Genomic DNA, 22,111 nt, shown 5'->3' on the forward strand with positions numbered 1-22,111 from the left:
CCCGATTTAATTCTGTTTAAAATCGCTTGTCCTTATTCCCCCATGTTTGAGGGTAACGCCGCAAAATCAAATATTCTGCCCAAGTCTCAGTAAATCAGAAATAAAAAAAAATCTAAGTGGTGCTGCCAATGAGTTATTCTAAATCCCCAGAATCCGTAGTTGAAGCCCAAGAGCAAAAATCTCCCGCACCGGAACTGCACCCAACGGATGCAGACAGCGATCGACCAGAGGATTTTCCCCCCGTTGCCGATGATCGCCCCGAACCTGTTGGTAAACCACGATCGCGCTGGCCTCTAATTGCCGCGATCGCGATCGCCACAGGCGCAGCAGGTTTCGGCTGGTACTCGTGGCAATCGGGTCATAATCGCGCACAGCAACCGGCAGCAGCAGCGCAGCCCCCAGCCATACCAGTCAAGCTCGCAGCCGTAGAAACCAGCTCAGTCCAAGATGCCTCGGAATTTGTCAGCAGCTTAGAGGCCAAGCGCTCAGTTGCAATCAAGCCTGAGATCGATGGGCTAGTCACGGAGATTTTTGTCAAATCCGGCGACTTCATAAACAAAGGGCAAGCCATCGCCCGCATGAAAAGCGACAGCGCCCAAGCTGACTTGAGGGAATCCCAAGCCAACCTGATCCGCGCTCAATCCCACTTAGCCGAATTGCAAGCAGGAGCCAGGCCCGAAGAAATCGCCCAAGCTCAAGCCCAAGTCGCCCAAGCCCAAGCCAACCTCGCCCAACTGCGATCGGGCTCTCGGCCAGAAGAAATAGGCGTTGCCCAAGCCCGCGTTAGCCAAGCTGAAGCCGACCTCGCCGATGCCCAAACAGGTAGCCTCTTAGAAGACATCGCCCAAGCAAGAGCGCAAATAGAAGCAAGCACAGCCGAAGCAAAGTTAGCCAGCCAGCAGCTTGCCAGATATCAGGCATTGGCAAAAGAAGGCGCAGAATCCGCCAACACCCTTGAGCAATACACCCAAAAAGAAGGCAGCGCCAAAGCCAACCTCCGAGAAGCTCAAAGACGTTTCCAGCAGCGGCAAAAGAACAGACAAGCCGAGATCGAGCGCCGCACAGCAGCCTTGCAACAGCAGCGGCAAGCTTTGCGGCAATTGCAAAACGGTTCGCGCCCAGAGGAAATAGCCAAAGCCGAAGCAGAAGTCGCACAAGCCAAGAGCAGATTAGCGCAGTTAGCCAACGGCACTCGCCAAGAACAGCTCGATCAAGCTGAAGCGCAAGTTGCCGAGGCAGCCGCTCAAGTGCGCGGCTTTGAAGTACAACTGCAAGAAACTGCTGTCATCGCGCCCTTCGCGGGAGTCATCGGCGACATACCAGTGAAAGTAGGTGATTACTTGCAAAAAGGTGATGCGATCGCCACCTTAACTGAGAACCAATTGCTAGACTTGCGGTTATCAATTCCTTTGGAACGGCAGCCTCAATTACGCTTAGGGCTGCCAGTACAAATGCTCGACGCTCAAGGTAAGGCGCTCGCCCAAGGTCAAATCAGTTTTATCTCCCCCAACGTCAGCGCCAATTCCCAAACAATTTTAGCTAAAGCCACCTTTCCCAACCCCAGCGGCGAACTGCTTAATCTCCAGTTTGTAAAAGCGAAAGTCATCTGGAAACAGAACCCCGGAATTTTAGTTCCAGTAACAGCAGTCACTCGCTTAGGTGGAGAAACTTTTGTCTTCACAGCTCAAAAGCCACAACAGCCAAAACCTGGAGCGCCGCCTTTAATAGCACGGCAAAAGTCCGTGAAATTGGGAGCAATTGAGGGCAATAATTATCAAGTTATCGGAGGTTTGCAAGCAGGCGAAGAAATTGTTACCGCAGGCATCCTTAACCTCACAGACGGTGTTCCGATTATGGCTCAAGAAGAAGGGAAAGGAGCCGGGGAAAAATTACCAGTAGAAAGCAAAAAATAAGGTATGTAGTTGCGCTTCAGCGCTCTTGATATGTGAATTAAGAGCGCTAAAGCGCAACTACGTACCTTACCTGAAACTACTTAATTGCTCCGCTATAAAAAAGGGGGCTATTTTAATTTTTGACTGAAGTGCAATTAGGAATTACCAATTATCAACTAACAACTACCCATTACCCAAATAATGTTTGCAGATTTCTTTATTAAACGACCTGTCTTTGCTAGCGTCTGCGCCTTAATTATTGTTTTGGTAGGCGCAATCAGCATTCCCACATTGCCGATCGAACGCTTCCCCGACATCAGCCCCACCCAAATCAACGTCACAGCCAACTATAGCGGTGCCAATGCTGAAGTTGTCGAAAATGCGGTAACAAACATCCTAGAAAGGCAAATCAACGGCATTGAAGGGCTGAAATATCTAACTTCCAGTAGCACTAACAGTGGCACTAGCACGATTACAGCCACCTTTGATACTTCCCGCGACAAAGATATCGCCGCCGTCGATGTGCAAAATCGAGTTGCAGTCGCTCAACCACAACTGCCAGATGTCGTACAACGCACAGGAGTTACAGTTACAAAACAATCTAACAGCCTGCTGTTGGCTATAGGATTATTTACCGAAAATAAAGAATACGACACCATATTTTTAAGCAACTACGCAGACCTGTATTTAGCCGATACTTTAAAGAGAGTAAAAGGCGTGGGCGACGTGCGAATTTTTGGGGAAAGACGCTATGCTATGCGCCTGTGGATCGACCCCAATAAATTAGCAGCTCGTAATCTAACAATGCAAGATGTAACAAGAGCAATTAATGAACAAAACTTGCAAGTTGGTGTAGGGAGAATTGGTCAAGAACCCGCCCCAGAGGGGCAAATGTATCAGATTGATTTGACGGCAGAAAGTCGTTTAAAAAGCCCCACAGAATTTGAAGACATCGTTATTAAAAGCGAAGCAAATGGAACTTTAGTTAAGTTAAAAGATGTTGGTAGAGCAGAATTAGGAGCAGAAAATTATAACTCTTTCCTGCGGTTCCGAGGTAATGACGCGGTGGGCTTAGGGATTTACCAATTACCCGGAAGTAATGCTCTAAATGTTGCCCAGGCCGTCAAAGCAGAAATGGCAAAATTAGCTAAAAACTTCCCCCCAGGGGTGATACATAGAATCGCACTAGATACGACTCAATTTGTCCAAGAGTCAATGGCAGAAGTAGTCAAAACTCTGTTTGAAGCAGTCTTGCTAGTGGTGATAGTTATTTTTGTTTTTTTGCAAGATTGGCGCACTACGATTATCCCCACCCTCACAATTCCGATTTCGTTGATTGGGACATTTGCCTTTATCAAAGCTTTCGGCTTTACGATTAACAGTTTGTCTCTATTTGGTCTTACCTTAGCAACAGGGTTAGTGGTTGATGACGCTATCATCGTAGTCGAAAATATTGACCGTCTAGTCCGCCAAGGTATGAATGCCCGCCAAGCAGCTTCGGAGTCAATGCGGGAACTTTTTAGCGCTGTAATTGCCACTTCCTTAGTATTGATGGCCGTGTTCGTACCCGTGGCATTTTTCCCTGGGACAACGGGAGCACTCTATAAACAATTTGCCCTAACAATTGCTTTTTCCGTACTGCTTTCTACCTTTATGGCGGTTACTCTTACTCCCTCACTTGCCGCTATATTACTGCGCCCAGGTAAGAAGTTTGGCGGCCCGTTGGGTTGGGTGTTTAACCGGATTAATATTTTTCTGGATTGGACGCAAAAGAAATATAGAGATTCATTAATATTTTTAACCCGATTTAAAACCTTTGTTACCCTGTTGTTTATCGCTTCTCTGGGATTCACCGCTTGGCTTTATTTAGCAGTACCGACAGCATTTATCCCAGAGGAAGACCAGGGTTATTTTCTGACAATTATTCAAGGGCCTCAAGGCGTTTCGCTGCAATACACCCAGCAGGTGATGGACAGAGTGGAACAAGAAATCCTCAAAGTTCCTGAAGTTGTGGGGACTTTTTCTGTAGGTGGCTTTGGTTTTAGTGGTAACAGTTCCAACCAGGGGATTATATTTACTACGCTTAAAGGCTGGGAAGAACGTCACGGAGAAGATCAAACTGTACAAGCAATTATTGGTAAGTTGCGGGGTAAGTTTTTCGCGATTCCAGAAGCTAGAATTTTCCCTGTGAATCCGCCTGCAATTCAAGGTTTAGGTCAATTTGGGGGTTTCCAATTTCAATTGCAAGACCGCAAAGGTAACAGCGGCTTAGATGGCTTAGTCCAGACTATGGGCGGGATTTTAAAGCAGGCTAATCAGACGCCCGGATTGCAGGCGGTATTTAGTACATTTGCAGCGAATACGCCTCAGTTAATTGTGGAAGTTGACCGCAATCGAGCTAAGGCTCTAGATATTCCCATTAATGATGTTTTCAGTACGCTACAAACGGCTCTGGGTGCTCAGTATGTGAACGATTTTAACCTCCAGCAGCGCAATTATCGGGTGTATGTTCAGGCGGATAAACAGTTTCGTGATAACCCTGAAGATATTGGGAAATTGTATGTGCGTTCTGGAAAGAATGAAATGATTCCTTTGAGCAATTTGGTGAAGATAACTCCGGTGGTGGGAGCACAAACTGTTAACCACTACAATTTATATAGGTCAATTGAAATTACTGGCACTCCGGCTCCGGGAGCGAGTTCTGGACAGGCACTAAAATCGATGGAAAAGGTGGCAACTCAAGTTTTACCAGGAGGTTTTGGCTATGAATGGTCGGGGAGTTCTTTAGAAGAAATTGAGTCCGGCGGTCAAGCACCGATTATTTTCGGTTTGGGGCTGATTTTTGTGTTTTTGGTGTTGGCTGCTCAGTACGAAAATTATGTCGATCCTTTCATTATTTTGCTATCGGTGCCTCTGGCGATTTTAGGTGCTCTTTTAGCTCAGTCGTTGCGGGGTTTGGCGAATGATGTTTATTGCCAGATTGGTTTGGTGATGTTGATTGGATTGGCGAGTAAAAATGCGATTTTAATCGTGGAGTTTGCTAACCAGTTACGGGAGCAGGGATATTCAATTGCTAAGGCGGCAGTTGAGGCTTCTCAAGAGCGTTTACGACCGATTTTGATGACTTCTTTATCATTTATTTTGGGGATTGCTCCCCTAATTAATCCGGAAGGTGCGGGTGCGGCGAGTCGTAAGTCGCTAGGGAATGCGATCGCCGGAGGGATGGTTGTTTCTACTGTCTTGAGTTTGTTTATGGTGCCGGTTCTGTATGTGGTGGTTGTCTCGGCTCGCGATCGCTTTAAGAAGCGCGATCGCCCTCAAAATCCGCCCCACGATGACACAAATTTAGATGGGAAAACCGCTCCCCGCGAGGAGATTGAACGCGATAAAGTGGTTCTCAAGTAAGTGAAGTACGTTGTTGGGCTTGAGCCCTCAAGAGCGCTGAAGCCCAACAACATACCTTTAACAAATAACAAAGTTATGTTTGCAGACTTGTTTATTAAACGACCGTCTTTGCTATCGAGTGCTAGTGGCTAATATTCCTCCCGCCGACCCAAAAGCCAATAGGTCATCATTTCTCCTCTTCCCTTAACCTCGATCGTACCCCTTAGCTCTAGTAAGTATTTATTCTGTAATTTGAGATAAGTCGCATCGGTGACTTGAATGTATCCCGGTTTGCCGTGGGATTCCATCCTTGAGGCGACATTCACCGCATCACCCCAGAGGTCATAGATAAATTTCTTAATCCCAATTACTCCCGCAATTACAGGACCGGTATTAATCCCGATCCGAATTTGTAGAGATTCCCCAAAAATATTCTCCACGTCTTGCATATAGGCTTGCATATCCAACGCCATGTTGGCGATCGCTTCGCAATGATCCGGTCGAGAAACGGGTAAACCACCAACTACCATGTAGGCATCCCCAATGGTTTTAATTTTTTCTAAGCCATGCTTTTCAGTGAGTTGATCGAAGGCAGAGAAAATTTGGTTCAAACCTGCTACCAATTGCATCGGCTCTATCCGGGCCGAGATACTGGTAAAACCTACTATATCCGCAAACAAAATCGTGGCTTCTTCAAAATGTTCAGCAGGGGATTCATTAGTCCGCATGAGGCGATCGGCAATTTCCGCAGGTAAGATATTCAAAAGTAATTGTTCTGACCTTTCTTTTTCTTGGCGCAGTTCTCCAGTTCTTTGCTCCACTCTAGCTTCCAACTCTTCATTTGCCAAATGGATGGTATCTAGAGAATCCTTCAGTTGTCTGGTCATGCCGTTAAAAACGTTGGCTAATTTGCCAAGTTCAACGATGGAACTAACCTCCACTTGTTGGTTTAGATTGCCCCCAGCGATCGCTTCCGAAGCAGTGGTGATCCGTTCCACAGGACGGATAATCCAGCGAGCAGTCAGGATACCCAATAAAATTGCCAAAATCAAAGTTGCTAAACAGAGCAGGATTGTAGTCTGAGTATTGGCATTAATTTGATTCATAAAGTCTGCTTCTGGAATAGTCACCACCACCAACCAGTCAATACCTTTACTATCTCGAAAAGGATCGACTTGGGCGAAATAATTTTTACCATCGACAGTAAATTTCAGTTGATGAGATGCTTGGATATTTTGAAAATCACGAAACTGCTCTAGCAAAGCTTGACTCGCTTTTTGGGTGATGGCATTGCTACTATTGACAACCTTGAGTCGTTCAATTCGTTGCTCTGGCAGTTGGACAACCTTGTCTGGGTAATATTGAAAGGGCTTTTCCCCTGTAGAGGTGGCAATCATTTCTCCAGAACGTTCCAGAATAAAACTTTGCCCTGTTTTACCTATTTTGAGTTTGCTTAAAAAATTCCCAAACATTACCATATTTAAGCTGGTCATCCACACTCCTTGGAGAGATCCAGTCTTGGTATATATGGGTTTGCCAGCCGCAATGTATAGGTATTTACCTGTGATGTGAGGATACAGTTTTGCCCAAACAGCTTGCTTTTGCTGGACTGGAATTTTATAGTAGGGGCGTTTGCGGGGGTCAAAGTTAGGTTTCCCGGCGTTGATAATTTCTCGGCGTTCCCCCTCTGGACTGGCGGTATAGGTAGTCAAAGTGTGGTTATTTTCTACCTCCGAAGTACGGATGACGATCGTGCCATCATCCTGCCGCTCACCAGCAAAAAATTCCTGATTGGGGGTAACAAAAGCTGCGGCAGCAACAAGGGGAAAGGCAGGGAGTTGTCCCCATAGAAACTTCTCTACGTCTCTCCCATTATTAAGATCGATGCGGTTTTGGCTCAGGGCTGCATCATAGTTTTCAAAAGATTGAAAGGGAATAGCAACCAGATAAGTTAGATTTTGCTTGATGCGATCGCTAATATCATTCCGCAACTGAGTAGCTACATCATTTACTGCTTTTTGACCGTTTCTATAGGAAAGATAACCAACAACAGCCACTGCTCCAACTGTTTGGACAACAAATGGAACAATTAGCATTATTTGTAGGGGAATTTTTCTGAAAAGTCCAAGTGATAAGGGCCTCCTTGATTTACCAAGCATAGTGACTTCTCCCGACATTGATACCTAGGATAAGTTAATAGGAATTTAATTTGCATACGCCTACACCCTACACCTCATACCCCACAACCCTTTCGATAATTTCAATATGCAATTTATTGCTCTTGTGTCACTCTGATGGGAGTATAATAGCCGAAAACGACCCAAACTCAGTTGCTGTTGCTTATCCAAAAAAATAATGATACGAAGATTCTACCAGACTCATTTACAAAAATACCTGACGCCATCTCAGTTTTTGGTGATGACAACCTTGCTATCCTTGATGCAATCTGAAAAACAAGTAAAATTAGAACGGCTCTAGGTTCGCAGTATGTGAATGATTTTAACCTCCAGCAGCGCAATTATCGGGTGTATGTTCAGGCGGATAAACAGTTTCGTGATAACCCTGAAGATATTGGGAAATTGTATGTGCGTTCTGGAAAGAATGAAATGATTCCTTTGAGCAATTTGGTGAAGATAACTCCGGTGGTGGGAGCACAAACTGTTAACCACTACAATTTATATAGGTCAATTGAAATTACTGGCACTCCGGCTCCGGGAGCGAGTTCTGGACAGGCACTAAAATCGATGGAAAAGGTGGCAACTCAAGTTTTACCAGGAGGTTTTGGCTATGAATGGTCGGGGAGTTCTTTAGAAGAAATTGAGTCCGGCGGTCAAGCACCGATTATTTTCGGTTTGGGGCTGATTTTTGTGTTTTTGGTGTTGGCTGCTCAGTACGAAAATTATGTCGATCCTTTCATTATTTTGCTATCGGTGCCTCTGGCGATTTTAGGTGCTCTTTTAGCTCAGTCGTTGCGGGGTTTGGCGAATGATGTTTATTGCCAGATTGGTTTGGTGATGTTGATTGGATTGGCTAGTAAAAATGCGATTTTAATCGTGGAGTTTGCTAACCAGTTACGGGAGCGGGGATATCCAATTGCTAAAGCAGCAGTTGAGGCTTCTCAAGAGCGTTTACGACCGATTTTGATGACTTCTCTGGCTTTCATTTTGGGTATTGCTCCTCTAGTTAACCCAGAAGGTGCGGGTGCAGCGAGCCGCCGATCGCTAGGGAATGCGATCGCGGGGGGGATGGTTGTTTCTACTTTCTTGAGTTTGTTTATGGTGCCGGTTCTCTATGTGGTGGTTGTCTCGGCTCGCGATCGCTTTAAGAAGCGCGATCGACTAGAAAATCTGCCCGAGGATGGCACAATTTTGAATGGGAAAACGACTCCCGGCTAGGAGGTAGAGCGGGATAAAGTATCGCCGTTTTAGTTGGTAATTAGTTCATTTAACTATCCGGTTAGGATCGCGAATTAAATAACTTACAATTTTAATTGTTATTGTGGGATGGGCGTCCCGCCCGTCCAAAAAGGGCGGGCGTCCCGCCCAACCCCTACTCCCCACTTTCCTTGTGTAAGTTATTTAATTCTCATTCCTTAATGGTTCTTGCTTCAAAATACCCGACTATCTGTGCCACCGACTTTTTTATTGTTGCGACGCTGTGCGGCCACTCTCGGAGAAGATTTTTTGTGCAGGTAGCGATCGCCCGATCGCCCCCCATCGTGCAATAATGATATGACTTGCACAAAAGCTCTATTAGTAGGTAAATCTTGCCTACCTTACCGCTACATATAGCGTCTCAACTGTCAACCCGTGCAAGTTACCAATTCAACCGGCTATTGCACTACACAAATTTTTCCTAATGGCTGAAGTCCCCCTAAATCCCGCAGAACTTGCAGAAGCCCTCAACGGCTTTACCGATATCAATTTCCAATTGCCAGACCCCGAAGACGAACAAATACCAGAGTTTGACTTTGAAAATCAGGTTGACAATGCCTGGAAAGTGTGCGATCGCTTCGACTTGCAAACCGACATCTGGCGGGGACGCATTCTCCGAACAGTTAGAGACAGAGAAAAAAAAGGCGGCGAAGGACGCGGCACTGGCTTTTTGAACTGGCTCAAAGAAAGAGAAATTGGCAAAAGTCAAGCCTATTCTTTGATAGAATTAGCTAATAGTGCCGACACTCTGATCCAGCAAGGAGATTTAGACCCAAATTCCATTAGAAACTTTAGCAAAAGAGCCTTTGTAGAAACCGCCAAAGCATCTCCCGAAGTGCAGCAAATGGTAACAGATGCTGCAGCAAGTGGCGATCGCATCACCCGCCGCGAAGTCAAACAACTATCCGACGAATGGATGGCAATGAACTCAGATTTATTGCCAGAAGAAGTCAAAGAAAAAGCATCTACCGGTTCTCTACCTTCCCGCTACCTCGCTCCTTTAGTCAAAGAAATGGAGAAACTCTCCCCATCTCACCAAAGCGAAATTCAAAAAGAAGTAGCAGAAAATCCCGACGTAGATACTGTCAAACAGCTAACTTCCGACGCCAAGAACTTATCAAAATATCTCGACGCCGCCGCCCAAGTGCAAGCTCTCAATCAGTCTCATTTAGACATGGAAATGGCCTTAGAAGAATCTTTGCGAGTCGGATGTTTGGGAACAACCGCCGACGTTGTAAAACAAGCCGCACAGCTAGAACAAACAGTAGTCAAACTCTACACAATTTGGAAGCGTTTAGGCAGTTTGGCAGATAGATTGTACGTGGATACAGGAGCAAGCACACCCAATTTGCGGTTGCTTTTGGGATGCTTGGACAGTCTTTCGGGAGAAAAGATTGAAGTGGATTTCGGAGATGGAGAACGCTCTATTCGCTTGCAAATTTTCAGCGAATAGCTCAATCTTGACCGCAGATAAACGCCACTCTCCAGGCTCATTATCTGCGTCGATTCCTGTTCATCTGCGGTTAAAATTTCTGATTTTTTTCCAAAGATAGCGGGGATGCAAATAACGCCGATATTTGGTAACTACTTCTTTCCCCAACAGCACTACGCTAATCCAAAAACAAACTTCTGCCCCAACAGCCAGAACGACAGATAAAGTAGTTTTTTGGGTAATGTCCAGCGGCAGGAAGGGCACAACAAATAAGACTGCCAACCACGGTAGAAAAGATACGATAAATAAAAATAAACCGAGTTTTTGCATAGATTCACATACTACCGCTTTGATATCCCCTTTATCTCGCTTGTGGGCTGGGAGTGGACTTCGTTTGTATAGTAGCGAGTTCCATCGCCGAGTGACTACAAATTCACATCTTGTACCAAAGTCAGCAACAGGCAAGATGCCTGTTCCACAAGAAAGTTAACTCTTTGTGGAACAGGCAAGATGCCTGTTCTTGAGAATGGTTCAACAAATGACTACAAACTTAATTGCCAAGCATCTCCAATTCAATTCTTAATCCCCGTCGCCGCAATCCCCCGAATAAACTGCCGTTGACCGGCCAAAAACAGCAACACCACCGGCACTGTTCCAATTACCACCGCCGCCATCAACAACTGCCAACTGCTAGTAAACTGTTCCTGAAACTCAGCCAGAACCAACTGCACAGTCCGCAACTCCGGCCGCGTCGTAAACACCAGCGGCTTAAACAAATCGTTCCACTCCCCGATAAAGGTAAACAAAAACAGCGTCACCAAAGCAGGGCGGGCCAAAGGTAACATCACCTGCCACAAAACCTGCCAGCGGTTAGCCCCATCCAGCATTGCCGCCTCCTCCAACTCCACCGGAACAGTCATAAAATACTGGCGCAGCAGAAAAATCCCAAAGCCGTTAGCCGCCGTAGGCAAAATCAGCGCCCCATAAGTATTCAGTAGATGACCCCACTTCAAAACCATGAAAATGGGAATTACCAAAAGCTGAAACGGAATTACCAGCGTCGCCAAAACCACCAAAACTAGGGCCTGTCGCCCCCGAAACTTCAACCTGGCCAAAGCATAACCGGCCAAAGCAGAAGTCACAACCTGAAAACCCGTCACTGCGATCGCCACTAGAGTAGAATTAACAAATGCCAACAAAAAATTGCCCCGTCGCCAAGCCTCCTGATAGTTCGCAAAAGTCAGGCCTGTGGCCTTGACACCGACACCAGATGGTGATACCGAAACCAAAAATACAGCAGCCAGCGGCAGCAGCACCAGCGCAGCACCCGCCAACAACAAAATAAAACTCAGCAGTTCCAGCGCTTGAGACCTGTCAAAGGATTTACCCATAAATTTGTGAATTAACCTAAAATAATAAGCCTGTGAGGTTCTCCCACCAGATCGCATCCCCGATTCCCATACAACAACATAATAGTCGTAGAAGGAAAGAAGGAGTACCTAGGGAGGAAGTTGTGATTAGGATATAATGTTATAGATAGAGTTGGTACTGTAAAACCCTGAAAGGTGGAGACATAGACCGTATTTCTATCATCTATTTCCGGGCAAAAGATCGACTAACGACTAATTCAAGTAATTAGTAAATAGATAGCATTCTAGCGATAGTCTTTCTGGAGTGTTCGACGGCAAAAGTCCGCCAAACACGCACGCTTGACGCCAGTTTTTCCCGGAACGTCAAAGAAAAGTTCTTTGTCGAAAGCATCCTCAGCTATAATCTGTGATTTAGATGGGGTGCGTTCAAAATAGGTAAAGTGTACTGTCACTGACCCCCCATTTTAAAGGGGTTTCCAAACATCCCGGAAGCTTATATAAGGAGACTACATATCTATGCCCCAGCTTGAGGCCAGCCCAACAATTGACTTTCAAACCGAAACTTACAAAGATGCTTACAGCCGCATCAACGCCATTGTGATTGAAGGCGAACAAGAAGCTCACGACAATTACCTGACACTGGCCGAACTGTTGGCTGACAAAAAAGCAGAGTTAATTGGCTTGTCCAAGATGGAGAACCGCCACATGAAAGGCTTCCAAGCTTGTGGCCGGAATCTGAAAGTCACGCCGGACATGGCATTTGCCAAGCAGTTCTTTTCGGAACTGCACAAAAACTTCCAGACGGCAGCGGCCCAAGGTCAGATTGTAACTTGCTTGTTGATTCAATCGCTAATTATCGAGTGTTTTGCGATCGCAGCTTACAACATCTACATCCCCGTCGCCGATGACTTTGCTCGCAAAATCACCGAAGGCGTCGTCAAAGAAGAATACACCCACCTCAACTTTGGGGAAGTCTGGCTGCAAGCTCACTTTGAGGAATCCAAAGGCGAACTCGAAGCTGCCAACCGCCAAAACCTGCCCATCATCTGGAGACTGCTAAACTCTGTCGCAGACGATGCCCGCGTCTTGGGAATGGAAAAAGACGCTTTAATCGAAGACTTTATGATTGCCTACGGCGAAGCCCTAGGCAACATAGGCTTTAACAACCGCGATATCATGCGGATGTCAGCACAAGGCCTCGCAGCCTAGTTAATTTGGAAATAAGGAATGGGAAAAAAATTAAAAATTAAAAATTAAAAATGGGATACCTCATTTTAAAATATAAATTTTTAATCTTCCCATCTTCCCATCTTCCCATCTTCCCATCTTTCCATCTTCAATCTTCCTTCATTTGACAACTTAATGTTTGGTCTAATCGGTCACTTAACCAGCTTAGAACACGCCCAATCAGTAGCTAACGAGCTGGGCTATCCAGAATATGCCGATCAAGGTCTAGATTTTTGGTGCAGCGCACCGCCCCAAATAGTTGATCAGATCACGGTAACAAGCATCACTGGACAAAAAATAGAAGGCCGCTATGTGGAGTCCTGTTTTCTGCCAGAAATGCTAGCCACTCGCCGGATAAAAGCAGCCACTCGCAAAATCCTTAATGCAATGGCACACGCTCAAAAAAACGGGATTAACATCACGGCTTTAGGCGGCTTTTCTTCGATCATTTTTGAGACTTTCAACTTGCAGCAAATTAAGCAAATTCGCAATCTCAAGTTGGAGTTTGAACGCTTCACCACTGGTAACACTCACACAGCTTACATCCTCTGCCGCCAAGTAGAAGAAGCAGCCCCTAAATTGGGGATTGAACTTTCAAAAGCCACGGTAGCCGTTTGTGGTGCTACTGGCGATATTGGCAGTGCTGTGTGTCGCTGGCTCAATGTTAAAACAAATGTAGCAGAATTGTTGCTCATTGCCCGCGACAAAGAACGATTACAAGATTTGCAATCGGAATTGGGCCGAGGCAAAATTATGGATTTGGAAGAAGCCCTCCCCCAAGCGGATATTGTAGTCTGGGTAGCCAGTATGCCCAAGGGCGTAGAAATTGACCCTAAGACTTTGAAGCAACCCTGTTTATTGATTGACGGTGGCTATCCGAAAAATCTGGCAACTCAGGTTCAGCATCCAGAAATTTACGTACTCAATGGCGGCATTGTGGAGCATTCCCTCGATATTGAGTGGAAAATTATGAAGATTGTCAATATGGATGTGCCGGGCCGACAGTTGTTTGCCTGTTTTGCTGAATCAATGCTACTGGAATTTGAAAAAATGTATACCAATTTTTCTTGGGGACGGAATCAAATTACTGTGGAAAAGATGGAGCAAATCGGTCATATTTCTGTCAAGCACGGTTTCCGACCTTTATTAATGTCAGTTTGATGTTGAAAGTCAACTGTTAAATTTGAAAATTTAATAGTTGACTTTTTCTTTGGCATCGGAATAATATTTTTCGGAGTGCAGCGCGAGCGGGAAGCTGGCGCTAGATGATAATGAGGATGTTACCCAATTTGATATCATACAAAATTTAAAACTCAAAATTTCCAAATTTCCTCTCTTTTTCAGCATCCCCTGACAGGGTAGGATCGGAAAATAGTCGATCGACAAAACCTGACAAAACCTTATAGAAATTATCCGCGTGCCAAACCCAGACCGTAAACCCTTACTCTTAGATTTTGAAAAGCCCCTGGCCGAACTCGAAACCCGAATTCACCAGATTCGCGAACTCGCCGCAGAAAACAGCGTCGATGTCACCGACGAAATTCGCAAACTAGAAGCTCGCTCAGCCCAACTGCGACAAGAAATCTTCAGCAGCTTGTCCCCCATGCAGCGGCTGCAACTCGCCCGTCACCCGCGCCGCCCCAGCACCCTCGATTACATTCAGGCAATTAGCGACGAGTGGATCGAGCTTCACGGCGATCGGCGCGGCGGAGACGACCCGGCCCTCGTCGGTGGAATTGCCCGCATAGACGGGCGTCCCACAGTCATCATTGGCCATCAAAAAGGGCGCGACACAAAAGACAATATCGCCCGCAACTTCGGCATGGCTGCTCCCGGCGGCTACCGCAAAGCCCTGCGGTTGATGGAACACGCCGATCGCTTCGGAATGCCGATTTTCACCTTTATCGACACTCCCGGAGCTTGGGCGGGCTTAGAAGCAGAACAGCTTGGACAGGGAGAGGCGATCGCCTGTAACCTCCGAGAAATGTTTCGCCTCGACGTTCCCATTATTTGCACCGTCATCGGCGAAGGCGGTTCCGGCGGCGCATTGGGTATCGGTGTCGGCGAGCGGCTGTTGATGCTCGAACATTCCGTCTACACCGTCGCCACCCCCGAAGCTTGTGCGGCTATCCTCTGGAAAGACTCTGGCAAAGCTAACTTGGCCGCAGAAGCCCTGAAAATTACTTCCTGGGATTTGAAAAACCTCGGCGTTCTCGATCAAATAGTACCAGAGCCGATCGGTGGCGCTCACTCGAATCCCCTCAAAGCTGCCTCCATACTCAAACAAGCTTTGTTAGAAAACTTAGCAGAACTGACACAGCTTACTGGCCAGCAGCGACGCGATATCCGGTATCAAAAGTTTCGCGACATCGGCGTATTCACTGAAATTGCGGCTTGAGCCGATCGATTCAGAGCTGTGAGTGATGAGTTAAAAATCTCTTACTTTAAACTCATAACTCACAGCTCATTATTCTGCGGCTCTGTCAGCAGTGTTATAATTTCTCAGGTGACACCGGCTTAACAGTTCTTAATGTTCATCTCATAATTAACTGTTATCACCCGCAGCAGACAGTTGTCTAATTTGCCTCAGAAGGCTGCAACGCTGTAGGGAGTTGCCGAGCGAAAGTATTAGGACACTGAATGAACCATCCAACAACAAAGCAGGCTCTGATTACCGGAGCCAGCAGCGGTATTGGCAAAGCGACGGCTTTAGCGTTCGCAGCCGAGGGCATAAATCTGGCCTTAGTTAGCCGAGAGTCGGAAAACTTAGAAGCCGTTGCCGCCGCAGCCCGAGAAGTCGGAGTGAAAGCAGAAGCTTATCCCTTAGACTTGGCAAAAATTGAGCAAGTGCAAAGCAGCATCAGCGCGATCGCAGCTCAATTGGGTGCCGTAGATATCCTGGTCAACAGCGCGGGTATGGGCTACACCGGCTCCTTAACGGAAACGTCCCTAGCCGACTGGCAGAACGTTCTAAACCTCAATCTGACTAGCGTTTGGCAGTGCATTCTAGGAGTTTTGCCGTCGATGCGCGATCGCGGATCGGGAATCATCATCAACGTTTCCTCGATCGCCGGCAGCCAAACCTTCCCCAACTGGGGAGCCTACTGCGTCAGCAAATTCGGTCTCATGGCTTTGTCTAAAACCTTAGCCGCCGAAGAACGGGCTCACGGAATTCGCGTAACAGCAATCTGTCCGGGTTCTGTCAATACTCCCATGTGGGACACAGACACCGTGGACGCCGACTTCGATCGCACCGCCATGTTAACCCCAGAAATTGTCGCCCAATCAATTCTGCACGCAGTTCAGTTACCAGCGAGTGCAGTAATTGAAGAAATCACGCTCATGTCCAACGCAGGAGTTTTGTGAACTTGAGATTTTAGACTGCTGGATTTTTCTCGAATTCAACAATCTTTGAATCTCTAGCTATATCCCCCAATCCAAAATCGATTCACCCTCACACCAACTTGTTATGACAATTGCATCTTCCGCCGATTCCAATGGCTCGAACTCACTCTCTACTGACAGCATGAAACTGTTACAAACCGCAGACAACAACACCCCGCGCATACCCACTCGACCCGATCGCAATTCCTCGAACGGTCAAGAATCCAGCGTGCCCAAACCCTCAGAAGTAGGCATGGAAGAAATGATGGAGGCCGTTCGCACAATGCTGCTGGGAGTAGGAGAAGACCCCGAACGCGAAGGATTGCTCAAAACCCCAAAACGGGTAGCAGAAGCAATGCGGTTTCTCACCAGTGGTTACAGTCAATCCCTCGAAGAACTCCTCAACGGCGCTATCTTTGACGAAGGCCACAACGAAATGGTACTGGTGCGAGACATCAGCGTATTCAGTATGTGCGAACACCATATGCTGCCGTTTATGGGCCGAGTTCACATTGCTTACATTCCTAACCAAAAAGTAGTTGGATTGAGCAAATTAGCCCGAATTTCGGAGATGTACAGCCGTCGGTTGCAGGTGCAAGAACGCTTGACACGCCAAATTGCCGAAGCAGTTCAGACAATATTGGAACCGAAGGGAGTGGCTGTAGTAATGGAAGCCAGCCATATGTGCATGACGATGCGGGGTGTGCAAAAACCTGGTGCTTGGACGGTTACGAGTGCAATGTTGGGCGTGTTCCAAGAGGAACAGAAAACTCGCGAAGAATTCCTGAATTTGATCCGCCACCAACCGGCATTCTTTTAGTCATTAGTCATTAGTCATTAGTCATTAGTCATTAGCCAATCACTTTTTGGCTGGTGGCTAGCAATTAAGCAATTTGGTCACTAGCCCCCAGATTCATCCGCAGTCGCAATCTAAAATCTAAAATCTAAAATCTAAAATCGGATGACGATCGACTGATAAACCCATAAAATAGACGGGTGACTCATGACTTGTGACTAATGAATCCTATTAAATTCGGAACAGATGGCTGGCGCGGCATCATTGCTGACGATTTTACATTCGATCGCGTAGCGTTAGTCGCTCCCTTAGCGGCACAAGTTCTCGCACAAACCGGCGGTAGCGATGGCAGCAGCGGTACCGTAATTGTCGGTTACGATCGCCGATTTCTGGCTGAAGAATTTGCCAAAACAGCAGCTATTGCCGTCCAAAACGCAGGATTTGACGTGCTGCTGAGCGAATCCTACGCCCCCACTCCCGCTTTCAGTTTAGCTGCCAAACAATTAAATGCTTTGGGTGCGATCGTTCTGACAGCCAGCCACAATCCCGGTGCATATTTAGGGTTAAAAGTCAAGGGCGGATTTGGTGGTTCAGTTTCGCCCGAAGTTACTCAACAAATAGAAGAAAAACTCGAAAATCCGGCGGCACTTTCAGCAAATCCCGGCAAGTTGGAGAATTTCAATCCTTGGCCGGCTTACTGCAAAACCTTGCGGGAAATGGTAGATATTGAGGCGATTAAAGAAGCGATCGCCAGCGGCAAAATTACAGTATTTGTAGATGTAATGCACGGTGCCGCCGCCGGAGGATTAGCTCAAATTTTAGAAGAAACAGTGCAGGAAGTCAACAGCGATCGAGATCCGCTGTTTGGTGGCGGTGCACCGGAACCTTTGCCGCGCTACCTGTCGCAGTTATTTCGGGTAATGCGTACTCACCAGCGAAAAAGTTCTGGTTTGTCCATCGGATTTGTATTTGACGGAGATAGCGATCGAATTGCAGCCGTTGACTCTAGCGGCAACTTCCTCAGTTCACAAATCCTAGTTCCCATCTTAATCGAACATTTAGCTTCACGGCGCGGCTTGACCGGGGAAGTCATCAAAACAGTTAGCGGTTCAGACATAATTCCCAAAATTGCCAAGCTGTACAACTTGCCATTATTTGAAACGCCGATCGGTTACAAGTATATAGCCGATCGAATGTTAACCACCCAAGTCTTAGTCGGCGGCGAAGAATCGGGAGGAATTGGCTACGGTACACACATCCCCGAACGAGATGCTTTGCTGTCAGCGCTGTACTTATTAGAAGCAGTTGTCAAATCCGGGGAAGACTTAAGCGAAATTTACAGCCGACTGCAACAAGAAACTGGGTTTACCTCAGCTTATGACAGAATCGACTTGCACCTAGCAAACATGGAAGAAAGGTCGCGTTTGCTGTCGCTGCTGCAAAATCAACCCTTAACAGAAATCGCAGGCAAAGCAGTTGTAGATTGCAACAAAGTTGACGGATATAAATTCCGTTTGGCTGACGGAAGTTGGCTGTTAATTCGGTTTAGTGGCACCGAACCCGTGTTGCGGCTGTATTCAGAAGCAGCGACATTGAAAGAAGTCATGCAAAACTTAAACTGGGCGAAAAATTGGGCGCATAATTAATCGGACTTTTCCACCGCAGATAAACGCAGATGAACGCGGATGACTCGATCTCAAATCTCTCTTTCTCTGCGTCCTCTGCGCCCTCTGCGGTAAAAAAATCTTGTTCAGAAATCAAATAGTAGGGCGGCTATATCAGGTTAATTTTAGGATAAAAGCAAATGGCATACAGCGATTTCAGCCTTGCGAGAGTCAAAAAAGATTTTGGATTAACCTTAGATGAAACTCGCAATTTATTTGCCGACACAAAACCAGTTTCACCATCAGAAATTTTAACAACAATCCTGATTGATTATGTACCGCTAGCAACTTTTATTTCCACTGAAAAAGCTCGCTCAGAATTTTTGATTGCCCCGATATTAGCAGAAGTTCGGAGATTGTTAAAAAAACGAGTTTCTCTTTTTTCCGGTAAGGATTTTACTGTCGATCCAGAAAGAGGTTTGCAAGGATTTTGCGATTATATTATTAGCGGTTCTTCAGAACAATTGTTCATCAGTGCTCCGGTTATAACAATTTTTGAGGCAAAAAAGGAAGATATTATTGGCGGTTTGGGTCAATGCGTGGCTGCAATGGTAGCGGCCCAATGTTTCAATCAAAACCAAGACACTGAGGTCGATCGCATTTACGGCGCGGTGACGACGGGTACTAACTGGAAATTCTTGATTTTGGAGGAAACTACTGTTTATATCGATCCGATTGAATACTATATTCAAGATGTTGATAAGATTTTGGGAATTTTGTTGCAACCTTTCTCCCAATCTTTTGTTAATATAGATCCGTAAGTTTTAAGAGAAATAATGACCGATCGCAAATTGCTAGTTGTAGCTACGGGCAATCCGGGTAAACTTAAGGAAATGCAAGTTTATCTTCAGGATTTGGGATGGGAATTACAGCTAAAACCGGAAGAGTTGGAAATCGAGGAAACAGGCGAAACTTTTATTGCTAATGCTTGCTTGAAGGCGTCTGAAGTGGCAAAAGCAACGGGCGAATGGTCGATCGCCGATGATTCTGGTTTAATGGTAGATGCACTCGACGGCCAACCTGGGATTTACTCGGCGCGCTACGGGAAAACCGATGCTGACAGGATATCTCGACTTCTCAAAGAATTGGTTCGCGAACAAAACCGGGAAGCACAATTTGTTTGCGCGATCGCGATCGCCCGTCCCGACGGTACAATTGCCTTGCAAGTAGAAGGAATTTGTCGGGGCGAAATTCTCCACACTCCTCGCGGTACAGGAGGTTTCGGATATGACCCCATTTTCTACGTACCCGCACAGCAACAGACTTTTGCAGAAATGACACCGGATATCAAGCGATCGCACTCTCACCGCGGCCGAGCCTTCCACGCTCTTATACCACAAATGGCGAGCATTGTCAACCCCTAATGAGGAAAAAAGCCAAAAGCGGGGGTAACTGTGGCATTGGATATTGACACTTAGGTATCAGAACTAAACAGGAAAGAGGTTTTTCCTTGGCAATGATTAGTTACCAATGACCAATGACCAATTACCAATTACCAATGCCCAATGCCCAATGCCCCAGTATCTTAGATTGCCTCCAAGTTCTTTTCCCCAGTCCGAATCCGAATAATTTGTTCTACAGGAGAGATGAAAATCTTGCCGTCGCCAATCTCGCCCGTGCGGGAAGCCGCGATAATTTTATCAACCACCATGTCAACCTGATCGTTTTCCACAACAATCTCGACCTTGAGCTTTTGCAAGAACTCAACGGTGTACTCAGAACCGCGATAGCGTTCTGTCATGCCCTTCTGACGGCCAAAACCTCTAACTTCAGAAACAGTCATCCCCACAATACCAGCATTGACGAGTGCGATTTTCACTTCGTCTAGTTTAAAGGGGCGAATAATAGCTTCAACCTTTTTCAAGTTTTTCACTCCTAACAGTTAGTACCTTCGTTATATTACTTAAATCGCGTGACATCTTTTAATATCACTGCTAGTATTAAGTATTTTGTAAAATATACTACCTTATTTTGTACTCGCGATGAGAGGCACGCCAATCTTTAACAATATTCTCCCATTGGCCCGAGGCGCGGGATCTCCGCTCCGATAGATCGCGGTAGAGTGAAAAAGACCCAAGCCCTCCGCCACGGATCTGCTAAAACAGAAAAAGAACCCAGGAGACAGGAGTTTTCCGAGTTTCCGCTTTGCTATGTCAGATTTGCACATATTGCTGAAAACTATAATTGCCAGAGGCGGTCAGTTAAACTATTCTTATGCACCCAGCCAGCCCTCCCCCTGACCGCAGCGGGCTTGATGCCCTACTGAGAAATCGCCCCTTCCTCGCCTTGTGGACGGGCCAGTTATTGGCCCAAGTGGCGGATAAAATCTTTTACGTATTGCTGATTATTCTGCTGAAAACCGGCGACTACCGACCCTGGCCGGTTTCTTGGCAACATTCGGAAAATTCTATGCTGTCAGCGGTGATGATCGCCTACACCGTGCCAGCGATCGTCTTTGGTTCCGTAGCCGGTATCGTGGTAGACCGCTTTTCCAAAAAGCAAATGCTGGTCGCCTGCAACGTGATTCGAGCCGCGTTGATTGTAGCTTTGCCGTTTTTGCCCAAAGCTTTTGTCGTTTTGTTGACGATGACGTTTTTAATCTCTACCGTAACGCAATTTTTTGCTCCGGCAGAGCAGGCTGCAATCCCCCTGACCGTAGGGCGAGAGGGACTGATGTCGGCAAATGCGCTGTTCGCCTCGTCCACAATGGGCGGGATTATTGTCGGGATGACGATCGGCGAACCGCTGTTTAGTTGGGTTAAACACAGCTTCGGAGCAGCTTCTCAAGAGTTTTTGCTGGGCGGGTTGTACCTGATCTCAGCAGGTTTGATCTATGCCATGCAGATCAAAGAAGGTCATGCCGGCAGCAGTGGTAAAAACGTCCATCCTTGGCAAGATCTTAAAGAAGGTTTGCGCTATTTGAAACACAATCACCTTGTCAGCAACGCAATGGTGCAGTTGACCATTTTGTATTCCGTGTTTGCCGCGCTTCAGGTGCTGGCGATCGCACTTTCAGGCAAAATAGGTCTCAAAGAAACTCAATTTGGCTTTTTGCTGGCTGCTGCGGGAGTTGGAATGGTCTTCGGCGCAGCCTTTTTGGGACACTGGGGTCATCGAATGCACCACAAACCTCTGCCTTTAATCGGTTTCTTGATGATGGGTTTTGTATTAGCAATGTTTGCCTTTACTCGACAGTTATGGGTGGGATTCGGATTGAGCGCTCTGTTCGGTTTTGGTGCTTCCTTAATTAACGGGCCGATGCAGGCTCTGATTCAAGAAAAAACTCCAGAATCTATGCGGGGCAAGGTCTTTGGATTGGAAAACAATGCGATTAATATTGCTCTGAGCCTGCCTTTAGCGATTACTGGCCCGCTGACTGATGCTGTCAGCCAAGCCGTCGGCTCGAATGACAAGGGCTTGCGGATCGTGTTGCTGAGTTTGGGCTTTTTGGTCTCGGTGATGGGCATGGCAGCTTGGAAACATACTCGTAAAGTCTTGCAGGATGTTTTGTAAACTTTGCCAAGAAGG

The 22,111-nt window shown here is 46.5% G+C and carries 19 protein-coding genes; 13 read left to right on the forward strand and 6 right to left on the reverse strand.

Annotated elements, in window-relative coordinates; translation table 11 throughout:
- The first annotated feature begins 128 nt into the window (after positions 1 to 128).
- Positions 129 to 1,913: an efflux RND transporter periplasmic adaptor subunit gene (locus tag QUB08_RS01265; RefSeq protein WP_333222753.1), complete on the forward strand. Its 1,785-nt coding sequence runs from the start codon at positions 129 to 131 to the stop codon at positions 1,911 to 1,913.
- Positions 1,914 to 2,093: 180 nt separating this feature from the next.
- Positions 2,094 to 5,297: an efflux RND transporter permease subunit gene (locus tag QUB08_RS01270; protein WP_333222755.1), complete on the forward strand. Its 3,204-nt coding sequence runs from the start codon at positions 2,094 to 2,096 to the stop codon at positions 5,295 to 5,297.
- Positions 5,298 to 5,425: 128 nt separating this feature from the next.
- Here QUB08_RS01270 and QUB08_RS01275 read toward each other — a convergent pair whose 3' ends face one another.
- Positions 5,426 to 7,372 (reverse strand): adenylate/guanylate cyclase domain-containing protein, encoded by a 1,947-nt coding sequence (locus QUB08_RS01275; RefSeq protein WP_333222757.1) that lies wholly within the window; start codon positions 7,370 to 7,372, stop codon positions 5,426 to 5,428.
- A gap of 393 nt (positions 7,373 to 7,765) precedes the next feature.
- Here QUB08_RS01275 and QUB08_RS01280 point away from each other — a divergent pair, with 393 nt between their 5' ends.
- A complete protein-coding gene (locus tag QUB08_RS01280; protein WP_445300877.1) occupies positions 7,766 to 8,671 on the forward strand; it encodes an efflux RND transporter permease subunit in 906 nt (301 codons plus the stop codon).
- Between the two features lie 212 nt (positions 8,672 to 8,883).
- Here QUB08_RS01280 and QUB08_RS01285 read toward each other — a convergent pair whose 3' ends face one another.
- A complete protein-coding gene (locus QUB08_RS01285) occupies positions 8,884 to 9,018 on the reverse strand; it encodes a hypothetical protein (protein WP_333129126.1) in 135 nt (44 codons plus the stop codon).
- Positions 9,019 to 9,134: 116 nt separating this feature from the next.
- Between QUB08_RS01285 and QUB08_RS01290 the strand changes: the two genes are divergently transcribed.
- Positions 9,135 to 10,163: a hypothetical protein gene (locus QUB08_RS01290; RefSeq protein WP_333129130.1), complete on the forward strand. Its 1,029-nt coding sequence runs from the start codon at positions 9,135 to 9,137 to the stop codon at positions 10,161 to 10,163.
- 60 nt (positions 10,164 to 10,223) lie between these two features.
- Here QUB08_RS01290 and QUB08_RS01295 read toward each other — a convergent pair whose 3' ends face one another.
- The 3 genes from QUB08_RS01295 to QUB08_RS01305 all read right to left on the reverse strand — a co-directional run bounded on the left by QUB08_RS01295 (position 10,224) and on the right by QUB08_RS01305 (position 11,964).
- The gene (locus QUB08_RS01295; protein WP_333222760.1) at positions 10,224 to 10,472 is read right to left on the reverse strand and encodes a transporter suffix domain-containing protein; all 249 of its coding nucleotides are present in this window, start codon (positions 10,470 to 10,472) and stop codon (positions 10,224 to 10,226) included.
- A gap of 242 nt (positions 10,473 to 10,714) precedes the next feature.
- The gene (locus QUB08_RS01300; RefSeq protein WP_333222761.1) at positions 10,715 to 11,533 is read right to left on the reverse strand and encodes a carbohydrate ABC transporter permease; all 819 of its coding nucleotides are present in this window, start codon (positions 11,531 to 11,533) and stop codon (positions 10,715 to 10,717) included.
- Between the two features lie 263 nt (positions 11,534 to 11,796).
- Positions 11,797 to 11,964 (reverse strand): hypothetical protein, encoded by a 168-nt coding sequence (locus QUB08_RS01305; protein ID WP_333214383.1) that lies wholly within the window; start codon positions 11,962 to 11,964, stop codon positions 11,797 to 11,799.
- 64 nt (positions 11,965 to 12,028) lie between these two features.
- Here QUB08_RS01305 and QUB08_RS01310 point away from each other — a divergent pair, with 64 nt between their 5' ends.
- From QUB08_RS01310 to rdgB, 8 genes are all read left to right on the forward strand, one after another.
- Entirely contained in the window at positions 12,029 to 12,721 is a 693-nt protein-coding gene (locus tag QUB08_RS01310) for an aldehyde oxygenase (deformylating) (protein WP_333222763.1), read from the forward strand.
- A gap of 153 nt (positions 12,722 to 12,874) precedes the next feature.
- Positions 12,875 to 13,900 carry a long-chain acyl-[acyl-carrier-protein] reductase gene (locus tag QUB08_RS01315; protein ID WP_333080458.1) on the forward strand — a complete coding sequence of 342 codons (1,026 nt, stop codon included), beginning with the start codon at positions 12,875 to 12,877 and terminating at the stop codon, positions 13,898 to 13,900.
- A gap of 256 nt (positions 13,901 to 14,156) precedes the next feature.
- A complete protein-coding gene (gene accA, locus QUB08_RS01320) occupies positions 14,157 to 15,137 on the forward strand; it encodes an acetyl-CoA carboxylase carboxyl transferase subunit alpha (RefSeq protein ID WP_333222765.1) in 981 nt (326 codons plus the stop codon).
- A gap of 242 nt (positions 15,138 to 15,379) precedes the next feature.
- Complete coding sequence (locus QUB08_RS01325; protein ID WP_333222767.1) at positions 15,380 to 16,105, forward strand: SDR family oxidoreductase; 726 nt, start codon at positions 15,380 to 15,382, stop codon at positions 16,103 to 16,105.
- 103 nt (positions 16,106 to 16,208) lie between these two features.
- Positions 16,209 to 16,943, forward strand: a complete 735-nt coding sequence (gene folE / locus QUB08_RS01330; RefSeq protein ID WP_333222769.1) for a GTP cyclohydrolase I FolE — start codon at positions 16,209 to 16,211, stop codon at positions 16,941 to 16,943.
- A 197-nt stretch (positions 16,944 to 17,140) separates the two neighbouring features.
- Positions 17,141 to 18,565 (forward strand): phosphoglucomutase/phosphomannomutase family protein, encoded by a 1,425-nt coding sequence (locus tag QUB08_RS01335; RefSeq protein ID WP_333222770.1) that lies wholly within the window; start codon positions 17,141 to 17,143, stop codon positions 18,563 to 18,565.
- Positions 18,566 to 18,723: 158 nt separating this feature from the next.
- Positions 18,724 to 19,344, forward strand: a complete 621-nt coding sequence (locus QUB08_RS01340) for a hypothetical protein (protein WP_333222772.1) — start codon at positions 18,724 to 18,726, stop codon at positions 19,342 to 19,344.
- Positions 19,345 to 19,359: 15 nt separating this feature from the next.
- The gene (gene rdgB, locus QUB08_RS01345) at positions 19,360 to 19,947 is read left to right on the forward strand and encodes an RdgB/HAM1 family non-canonical purine NTP pyrophosphatase (protein ID WP_333222774.1); all 588 of its coding nucleotides are present in this window, start codon (positions 19,360 to 19,362) and stop codon (positions 19,945 to 19,947) included.
- 161 nt (positions 19,948 to 20,108) lie between these two features.
- Here the strand turns inward: rdgB and QUB08_RS01350 are convergent, their stop codons facing one another.
- Positions 20,109 to 20,447, reverse strand: coding sequence for a P-II family nitrogen regulator (locus tag QUB08_RS01350; RefSeq protein ID WP_006633346.1), 339 nt, complete (start codon positions 20,445 to 20,447; stop codon positions 20,109 to 20,111).
- Between the two features lie 350 nt (positions 20,448 to 20,797).
- Between QUB08_RS01350 and QUB08_RS01355 the strand changes: the two genes are divergently transcribed.
- Entirely contained in the window at positions 20,798 to 22,096 is a 1,299-nt protein-coding gene (locus tag QUB08_RS01355; RefSeq protein ID WP_333222776.1) for an MFS transporter, read from the forward strand.
- Positions 22,097 to 22,111 lie beyond the last annotated feature (15 nt).

The sequence above is a fragment of the Microcoleus sp. BR0-C5 genome (assembly GCF_036705045.1).
Taxonomy (GTDB): domain Bacteria; phylum Cyanobacteriota; class Cyanobacteriia; order Cyanobacteriales; family Microcoleaceae; genus Microcoleus.